Raw genomic sequence first — 6,434 nt, forward strand, 5'->3', positions numbered from 1 at the left:
AGCACGGTGCATCAGAACCCACATTCACTGCGGGCCTCGACACCACGCTAGGGCCATACGCCACAGGTCTGTCTCGAGAATCCGGAAACTCCCCAGCTGATCAAGCCCGCCCAGGACCTGCACCCATCGGCGATCCTCACGGCCCTGCGATGATCGGTTCTGGCGTACGCGCTGACTATCTTGGTGCGTATGTTCGCCTTGACCGCCGCATCCTCCGCTTTGTCCAAGATGCCCTCGGCCTGCTCGGCCAGGCTCAACGCTCGAGCGCCGTGGGTGTGCGCGAAGGCCTCGCTCATCGCCGCGAGGACCATGCCGTACTTGTCTCGGTCGCCGACGCCCCGGGCTAATTGCTCCGCGAGGGCGTACATGTCCGCCTCCCGGTCGGAATCGATCCCGATCAACGCGGCGCTGGCCTGCGCAAGGTAGGACAGCTGATGCCACTGCACATCGGCCGGGGTGAGACCGTCGACCGTGTACAGGGCCCGGTCGACGAGCCGTTCCGCGCGCACGACGCTGACCGGGTACACGGCCCTGGCCAGGCTGGCGAGGACGAGAGCCCGGCCGGGCAAGCTGTCGATGACGTTCAACTGGGCTTCGACTCCGTTCACGAGCACCTTGGCCCGGTTGGGATCGAGCGCGGTGAGAACTTCGGCGATGTTGGCCAGCGTCTCGGCTTTCTCCACGGGGTACTCGATGGAGTAGGCGATGTCCTCGGCCGCGTTGAGGAGCGCGGCGGCGCGTGCACGGCTGGGGCTCCGGAACTCCAGGGGCGTCGAACCGGCCGGCTCCGGCGGGGCCGGCGCCTCCTGCCGGGCCTCCGCACGCGGTGCCCGCTCCGCCTGCTCTGGCAGCTCGGCCAACAGCTGCCGGGCCGCCTCGGCGATCTGCGGGATCTCGTGCTCGACGATCTGGGCGAGCTGCTGACGTGCCGCCCGGACCTTGCGGGGGTCGGCGTCCTGCACCCAGTCGCGCAGCTCGTCGACGCCCGCGCGCTTGCCTCGCGCGGAGCGGCTCGCGAGCAGTTCACGGATTTCTTCGGGGATCGGGGCGGGCTCGATGTGCCAGGCGAGGTTGCGGACGAGGCCGAGCTGGTCGGTCAGGGCCATGCTGCGGGCCTGGGGGTGCGGCAGGCCCTCCGCCGTCATCCGGGCGAGCAGGTGACGGTAGATCAGGCCGAAGCTCAGGTACTCGTCCGGCTCTTCGGAGCCGGTACGCAGCAGGTCGAGCAGCCGGCCGGTGAACGCGGTGTGCTGCTCGCCGGGTCGGACCAGGGCCTGTTTGTTGGGCGGTGCCGAGGCGAGGGTGTAGGAGCCGGAGATCGTCAGGCCGTTGAGCAGAGCCTTCGCCTCGCCGGCCAGGGCCTTTCCGGTCGCGCGGCCGCTGAAGCAGCTGTCGATGACGACGACGCGGTTCCTGGCCTTGGTGCGGATGTTCAGGAAGGTCTTGCGGACGGTCTCGAACGGCAGAGCGTTGAAGTCCGGGTTGCGCTCGCGGGTGCCGCGCAGCGCGAGGAGCAATTCGCCGTCCTCGCCGATCAGGCCGTGGCCGGCGAAGTAGAACAGCAGCAGGTCCTCGGCCTTGTCGGCGGCGTCGTGCAGCACGTCGCCGACCTGGGGGACGGTCGCGTCCTCGGGTACGACGAGACAGTGCTCGGCCGGGAAGGCGCCGAGGCCGGCGTCGGTGAGCACCTCGGTCAGGTCGGCCAGGTTCCGGGTGATCTCGGGCACGTCCGGCAGCGTGGGGTCTTCGTACACGGACGCGCCGACCAGCACGATCCGGGAACGGGCGGGGTCGACCGGTTGGACGCTCACTCCTGCTGCTCCAGCGCCCGGCGCAGGAAGGCCTCGGCGTGGTCGATCTGCCCGGCGCCGAACTCGAGCTGCTGCCCGTCGGGCCGCTCGAACACCATCAGCGCGTCGCGGTGCTGAGGCCGGCTGAAGAAGCCGCGGAGCGAGCCGATCACCGCGCCGACGGCCGCCCCGCCGCCCAGCATCACCACCAGGGTGTCGGCCAGGAAACCGAGGTGCCCGGGCTCGATCGGGGCGGACTCGGTGCGCAGCGCGCCGCGCAGCTCCTCCTCGTCCCCGAGCCACTGGACGAGTCCGGCGAACACCTCGGCCGGATCCGGTCCCTGCACCACCGCCAGCTTGAAATCCACTCAGCCACCCTCCCCTGACGCACCGTCACGTTCAGCAGACGGTATGACGAGGAAACCCCGGTTCGCAAGCACGGGCGCGCCACCATCAGCATGCTGACTCGACCGGGTGCGCGGGTGACCCTCCGGGCTGAAGTTCCGACGCAGTTCGTCGCGGCGGCGGGGGCAATTCACCCCGGCGTCCTAGCCTGGGCGCCATGCATGACTGCTGCGATCTGAGTCGTCGTCAGTTGCTGCGCCTGGGGGCGGTGGGGGCGGCCGCCGGGGTCACCCTGCCGGGGCTCACGCTCGCCGCACCCTCGGCCGCCGCCGCGAGCGCGGGCGTCTACCCGCAGGACCTGGAGCTGGTGACCGTCACCGACGACGGCTTCGTCCTGACCTGGTACACGGCCTCCGCGCCGAACCCTTCGATCCCTTATCAGCCCGCCCAGGAGCCCGCTCCGCTGGCCACGGACGGGTACGTGCGCTACGGCACCGACCCGGCCCGGCTCGACCGCGTCGCCGTCGAGCACGGCGGGGAGACTGCCTACCACCACGTCACGGTCACCGGGCTCGAGCCCGGGCGGACCTATTACTACGCGGCGTACTCGGGCGGGGTGCAGGCGAGCGCGCGGATGGTGCCGCAGCTGACGTACCCGGCGGGCGGCGTGGTGATCCCGCCCGCGCCGACCGACGCGCAGCTGCTGGCGATCCTGGCCGAGCTGCTCTCCTCCGGCGTGGTGCTCTCGGCCGCGCCCGGCTCGGTCACCACGCTCGTCCCGCCGCGCGGACGGCACCTGTTCACGCTCGCGCTGGCCAACGACCTGCACATCGGCGAGACCGTGAGCGGCCTGGCCACCTCCACCTTCCCGCCCGGCTTCTCCCAGGCGCCCGGGCTGCCGCCGTACCCGGAGCTGATGACGCGGGCCATGACGGCCGAGGCAGCCCGGCTCGGAGCGCACGCGCTGCTGGTGGCCGGGGACGTCAGCTCGGCCGCGCTGCCCACCGAGCTGGCCGAGTCCCGGCAGCTGCTCGACGGCTTCGGCACGCTGAGGCTGGACGGCCGGCTCGCTCCCGGCAGCTACGTCGTCGCGCGCGGCAACCACGACCAGCCGAAGACCGGAGCGGCCTACGACGGCTGCGCCCCGGTCGGCGCGACGGGCTACTTCGACTGCCTGCCCGCGGTCTACGACCTGCCGCAGGGCACCTTGACGCACACCGAGTTCGGCGGGCTGCGGCTGCTCGGCCTCGACACGAGCACGCTCGCGCTGCCGAGCGGGGCGATCTCGGACGCGCAGTTCGCCGAGCTGACCGATCTGCTCGCCGAGGACCCGCACCGCCCGACGCTGGTGTTCGGGCACCATCCGGTCACCGACGCCTCGGCCCTCTCGACCATCTCGGGACCCTCCTTCGACCTGGACCGGGCCGACGCGGCGCGGCTCGAGGCCCTGTACGCGGCCACTCCCGGCGTCTTCATCCACCACAGCGGCCACACCCACCGCAACCAGCGCACCGCGTCGCCGGTGGCCACCGGGGTGGAGTTCCTCGAGGTCGCGGCGACCAAGGAGTACCCGGGCGGGTTCGCGCTGCTGAAGGTGTACGAGGGCGGGTACACGGTGAACTTCCACAAGTCCTCGACCGACCTGGCCCGGCAGTGGAGCCAGGTCAGCAGCGGCGAGTACCTCGGGCTCTACCCGGCGTACACGCTCGGGACGACGGCCGACCGTAACCACGCCGTCACCCGGGATTTCTCCGGGCTCGGCCCGGCGTTCTAACCGGTACCGGGTACGCTGCGCCAGGGCGCGGGACGCAGCGTGCGCGCCCGGGAAAAACCTCCAAAGAAGCGGTTAAGAAGAGCCGGGATTGCCCGTTCGGGCGCGTCCGGGCCTCGATCGCGCTGGCATACTTCGGTGCCGTGAGCGCAGCATCTCGTCATTCCCACGGCCGTTCCGCACTGACCACCTCCGGCGCACTGCGAGTGCCCGAAGTGGCCCTCGCGTTCTGGATCGTGAAGGGCCTGTCCACCGCGATGGGCGAGGCCACCTCGGACGCGCTGGTCAACTCCTCGCTCGGGGCGACGGTCTCGGTCCTGCTCGGGTTCGTGGTGTTCGCCGCGGCGCTGGTGCTGCAGTTCCGCACCGGTCGGTACCGGGCGTGGACGTACTGGCTGACGGTCTGCATGGTGGGCGTGTTCGGCACCATGGCGGCGGACGTGATGCACGTGGCGCTGCACGTGCCCTACACCGCGTCCACGATCTTCTACGCGTGTGTGCTCGGGGCGGTGTTCATCACCTGGGGCCGGACCGAGCGGACGCTCTCGATCCACAGCATCGACACCCCGCGCCGCGAGGCGTTCTACTGGGCCGCGGTCGTCTCCACGTTCGCGATGGGCACCGCGCTCGGCGACTTCACCGCCACCACGCTGAAGCTGGGCTACTTCCCCTCGGCCGCGCTGTTCGCCGGGCTGATCCTGATCCCGCTGCTCGGCTGGCGGCTGCTGCACTGGAACCCGGTGCTGTGCTTCTGGTCGGCCTACGTGGTCACCCGGCCGCTCGGCGCGTCGATCGCGGACGGCCTGGGCAAGGCCAAGGACGTGAGCGGCATGGGCCTGGGCGACGGCCCGGTGGCGGTGGCGCTCTCCGCCCTGATCGTGGTCCTGGTCGCCTACCTGGCCGTGACCAAGCGCGACGTGCAGCGGGACCCGGCCACGCCGCCGGCCCCGGCCGTGGACGGCGACGCGGCGCTGGAACTCGGCTCGCGCTAGACGTGCGTGGAGGTGGAGCGCGCGGCCTGCGCGCTCGCCGTCGGGGCCGTGGCGGCCGTGGACGCCGCTGCGGCCACAGGGGCGCCGTGCGGCTCGCCGACCGCCCAGACCGAAATGACCGTCCCGCACGTTCGCACGCCTGATCCGGACGACCGGCGGCGCAACGTGGTCAGCCTCACCCCGGCGAGCCTGACCCACCTCGACCAGCCCTGACACCTCCGCCCGCCCGACACACACCCGGGACCTGAGATCAGATCTCGGAGTGCGTCGGGCGGGCGGACGCGTCGAACTCGGCTTCTGCCGCTTAGCTCAGCTTCTGCCGCAGCGCCCAGAGCCGGTTCACGGCGGCGTCGAAGCCGGAGGAGCCGAGCTTGCCGTCCTGCAGCGCGGCGGCCAGCGCCTCCGTGGCCTGCTCGCCCTGGGTCGGGTTCTGCTCCGAGCACATGATCAGATCCATGCCGGCCAGCGCGGCGTCCACCGCGCGGGTGCCCGGGCCGCCGTAGGCCTTGAGCGCCCCCGCCTCGAGCGCGTCGGTGACCGTCACGCCCTTGAAGCCGAGCCGGTCGCGCAGCTCCTGCTGCACCACGACCGAGGACAGGCCGGCCGGGCGGTCGTCCAGCACCGGATAGACCGCCCAGGACACCATCACCACGTCCACGCCCGCCGCGATGGCCGCCTTGTAGGGCTCCTCGTCGACGGAGCGCAGCCGGTCCAGCGAGGCGTTCAGGGTGACCGGCTCGAAGTCGGTGTCGGCGCTCGTGGGCGCGGTGCCGAGGCCGGGGAAGTGCTTCGCGGTCGCGGCCACCCCGTCCGCCTGCTGCGCCGTGATGAACGCGGAGCCCGCGGCGGAGACCACGGTCGGGTCGCTGCTGTAGGAACGGCCGAACTGGTCGTCGAAGTCGCCCGGCGAGGAGAAGACGTCGAGCACCGGGGCCAGGTTCATGTTCAGGCCCGCGGACTTGAGCGTCCCGGCGGCGCCGCTGCCCGCCTGGGAGGCCGCCTGGACCACGTCGGAGGACGCGCCGATCTGCTTCTCCGAATCGGTCGGCTGGCCGCCGGCGATCCGGCGGATCTCGCCGCCCTCCTGATCGGTCATCAGCAGCAGCGGCAGGTGCACCGGGCTCTGCTCCTGCGCGGCCTCCAGCGTCTTGACGACGCCGGCGAGCTGGCTCGCGCTGGAGATGTTCGGGCTGAAGAAGATCACCCCGCCCACCTCGCCCTCGCGGATCAGTTTGAGCAGGGACGAGGGCGGAGTGAGCCCGGCGTACGAGTAGATCACCCGCTGTCCGGCCAGCTGCATCGGCGTCAGACTCGAGGCCGAGGGCGAGGCGGAGCCGGACTTCGCGGCCGTGGAACTCGCCGCGTTCGAGCTCTGACCGGCCCCCGTGCCGGCGCCGGAGCCGGAGCCTGAACTGGATCCGCTGCCGGAGCCGGACACCTCGGGGGCCGCGTTGCCGCTGGAACAGCCGGTCACCGCGCAGGCGAACGTCAGCAGCAGGGCCGCCGCGGCGGCGCGGGGACGGCGGGAGTGGGGGC

General features: G+C 71.8%; 6 protein-coding genes. 3 read left to right on the forward strand and 3 right to left on the reverse strand.

All coding sequences use genetic code 11. From position 1 onward, the window contains the following. Positions 1 to 47 precede the first annotated feature (47 nt). A complete protein-coding gene (locus KDL01_RS38095) occupies positions 48 to 1,811 on the reverse strand; it encodes a caspase family protein (protein WP_212533582.1) in 1,764 nt (587 codons plus the stop codon). Further along, the gene (locus KDL01_RS38100) at positions 1,808 to 2,158 is read right to left on the reverse strand and encodes an effector-associated constant component EACC1 (protein WP_212533583.1); all 351 of its coding nucleotides are present in this window, start codon (positions 2,156 to 2,158) and stop codon (positions 1,808 to 1,810) included. The genes KDL01_RS38095 and KDL01_RS38100 overlap by 4 nt, the downstream gene beginning before the upstream one ends. Before the next feature lie 194 nt (positions 2,159 to 2,352). On the opposite strand from KDL01_RS38100, the gene KDL01_RS38105 reads away from it, so the two are divergent. The 3 genes from KDL01_RS38105 (at position 2,353) to KDL01_RS38115 (ending at position 5,111) form a co-directional block, all read left to right on the forward strand. After that, positions 2,353 to 3,909 carry a purple acid phosphatase family protein gene (locus KDL01_RS38105; protein ID WP_212533584.1) on the forward strand — a complete coding sequence of 519 codons (1,557 nt, stop codon included), beginning with the start codon at positions 2,353 to 2,355 and terminating at the stop codon, positions 3,907 to 3,909. A gap of 140 nt (positions 3,910 to 4,049) precedes the next feature. Continuing rightward, entirely contained in the window at positions 4,050 to 4,898 is an 849-nt protein-coding gene (locus KDL01_RS38110) for a COG4705 family protein (RefSeq protein ID WP_307846775.1), read from the forward strand. A gap of 6 nt (positions 4,899 to 4,904) precedes the next feature. Further along, positions 4,905 to 5,111: a hypothetical protein gene (locus KDL01_RS38115; RefSeq protein ID WP_212533585.1), complete on the forward strand. Its 207-nt coding sequence runs from the start codon at positions 4,905 to 4,907 to the stop codon at positions 5,109 to 5,111. Positions 5,112 to 5,202: 91 nt separating this feature from the next. Here the strand turns inward: KDL01_RS38115 and KDL01_RS38120 are convergent. Continuing rightward, positions 5,203 to 6,434: glycoside hydrolase family 3 N-terminal domain-containing protein (locus KDL01_RS38120; RefSeq protein WP_212533586.1), on the reverse strand; the 1,232-nt coding region annotated here is incomplete at its 5' end.

The sequence above is a fragment of the Actinospica durhamensis genome (assembly GCF_018139695.1).
GTDB lineage: Bacteria > Actinomycetota > Actinomycetes > Streptomycetales > Catenulisporaceae > Actinospica > Actinospica durhamensis.

What these genes read in the sequence shown, in the direction of transcription:
- KDL01_RS38105 (WP_212533584.1), top strand. Translation starts at nt 2,353, where the DNA reads ATGCATGACTGCTGCGATCTGAGTCGTCGTCAGTTGCTGCGCCTGGGG.